3 protein-coding genes and 1 pseudogene are annotated in these 2,434 nt (G+C 34.9%); all 4 read right to left on the bottom strand.

The features are described 5' to 3' along the window. Nucleotides 1–588: hypothetical protein (locus DW059_RS15345; protein WP_118057180.1), on the bottom strand; the 588-nt coding region annotated here is incomplete at its 3' end. Next, nucleotides 585–1,307, bottom strand: coding sequence for a hypothetical protein (locus DW059_RS15350; protein ID WP_147326075.1), 723 nt, complete (start codon nt 1,305–1,307; stop codon nt 585–587). The genes DW059_RS15350 and DW059_RS15345, both read right to left, overlap by 4 nt. 33 nt (nt 1,308–1,340) lie before the next feature. Next, nucleotides 1,341–1,514 (bottom strand): annotated as a pseudogene (locus DW059_RS17865) (RHS repeat-associated core domain-containing protein); the annotation flags it as partial. 530 nt (nt 1,515–2,044) lie between these two features. Continuing rightward, nucleotides 2,045–2,299: a hypothetical protein gene (locus DW059_RS15360; protein WP_117699364.1), complete on the bottom strand. Its 255-nt coding sequence runs from the start codon at nt 2,297–2,299 to the stop codon at nt 2,045–2,047. Nucleotides 2,300–2,434: the final 135 nt, after the last annotated feature.

Raw genomic sequence — 2,434 nt, forward strand, 5'->3', positions numbered from 1 at the left:
TCGACCTGTATATAACCACATATGTTTCTTCTGTTTTTCTGATAAAACATGCTCCTCATCCATTACACATATCTCCATATATTTTAAATCTTCCTGTATATAGAATATAATATATACTTGGTAATCCCCATCATGTCCTTCTTCTATTGAAGAAAAATAATAACATGTATAAGATGATTTTTTTGTATTTCCTGTAACCACATCTCCCCACAGGAATCCTACTCCATCCTGGATGCCCTCTAATATCTGACTGAATGAATTTGCTGACTTTAACTTTTTTAAATCCTCTTCATCCAGGAAAGTTATCAAGCTGCTTTCATCGACATTGGACAATTCAATTCCATAAATCATATAAGCATTTTCCTTTGATTGTATCAGAAATTCATTATCCGTTTTGTAATGTTCAGACTCTTCACTATTCATATATTCCTTCGGTATACTTGCAACAACCTGTGACAAATGTATACCAGAATACTTCCCATAATATGTGCTTATTAAAGTATCTATTAAAATAATTGTCCATAAAATTGCTATTTCTATTGAAAAGCAACGAAGTCCCTTCAAGATTTGTTCTTTCTTATATTTCACTCTAAACACCCTTCTTCTTCTCCTTCCCATAAATTATTCCACCATTCAAATATATTACCTGAACAGATTGTCCATGTATTAGACATTGTCACATGACCTGATGCTAATGTCCCTTCTTCGCCAAATCCTATACTTCCATACCCCCCAATATGTTTTAAATCTCCATTATCATCGCATGTCTGCCACGCACCTCCACCAAAGATTAAACCTTCACCTACTGTTACTCCTTCTTCTGTTCCAAAATCTTCCAAACTATATATCGACTGTGCCTTGTACGCCCCCAAAAAAATACTTCCATTTCCGGATTGACCGATTTCTGCTCCAGTTCCACCAGAAACCTGTAATGCAATATTACCATTTAAATCCCACACAACTTGCACACTTCCACTCATATATGCTCCAGCCCCAATACTTCCTGATAATCCCAGCACACCAATCGGGATATCTTTGTCACTATCATCATTTTTATCCGTATTATTACTCTCATTATCATTATTACTTGCTTTTTCCTGCTCATTGATTTCATTCATCGGGATTTCTAATATTTTCTTAATATCATACTCCTCTGGAATTGAATTCTCCTCTTTGTTCATTCCACCCAAAAATTCGTCAGGAAAATCTATCAAGCTTTTTTCTTCCGACTTACTTTTTCCTATATTATTAAATTCGTCTACTATATTTATTACTGGTTCCATACCATTCAAATCAACCAAATCCAACGGTCTATTCCAGCAATAGTTGTAATGGTTCATTGTATATGGCGCAGCAATATGCCCCTTTATAAAGTCTTCGCTGATAAATCTGCCAACTCCGGCATCATATCGTCTTGCCTGTGCAAAGTATAGTGCACCAACGCTGTCCATCTGATAACCGGTAAATCCGAAGCTTTGTAAAGAATCTTTAAAGATATCTTTTGCAGTCCGAATATCATTACCAAATTCGTCAAATCCGTAGACTTCCTCGCTTCTTCTGCCTTTCCATCTTTAATTAAATTTCTTACAACACTCTGCTGCATTTGGTCTAATCGTTCCCTGTCAGCCTCCAGTGTTGTTCTTAATTTTTCTATATCAAGATTTCCACCATTCGGATTAATATTATCTGCTAAGTCTGTAAAATATGTAATTATTGCATTTCCTGCCGTTACCAGTCCGGCAACTGTTCCGATATGTCTGGTATCAACTTGCTGTACATCTGAAAAAATTTGCTCAATCTCTTCTTTTGTTGTAGAATGCTTGCTTATAATATTCTGATAATATCCTTCCATATTATCCAAATAGTCTGAAATACCAAGTTTGCTCAACCAGTCCTGTCCCGCCTGATTAAACTCTCCTTTTCCATTCCCAATTGTTTCCCATACACCGGAAGCAATAACATCATCAACATATTGCATTAACAGTTCTTTTGCCCCAGGTGAAAAATCTCTCATCATATTTTCTCTCCCGTTCAATTTCATTTTTTATAGGTTGTCCCAGGTTTCTTCTGTTATAGAAAACACCTCTTTCGGATAATCAATGTTTACCAACTCTCCTCCTGTAGATAAATCCTTTGCAACAACATGAATTGACCACTCTGCATTCCCATTTAATATCTGATACATTTCTGAATTAAAAAATATAATCATTAGTTTTGCCGTAAATGTAAGTCCGTTTGCCTTCTGAGCTACCTGACAATTAACTTCGGTATAATCATCCGAAACCGATATTTTATACAATTCATCTTCATCTGTTTTTTCTAATTCATTACTTAATATTTTTTTCGGCTTTCTTTATTCCATTTTTCCTTTTGTTTTTCATTCAACTCTATAATAATGTTCTTTTTTTCATCCAAATATATATATTGGCAATAC

Origin of the sequence: Roseburia sp. AF42-8 (assembly GCF_003435965.1) — a bacterium.
Lineage (GTDB): Bacteria > Bacillota > Clostridia > Lachnospirales > Lachnospiraceae > Roseburia_C > Roseburia_C amylophila.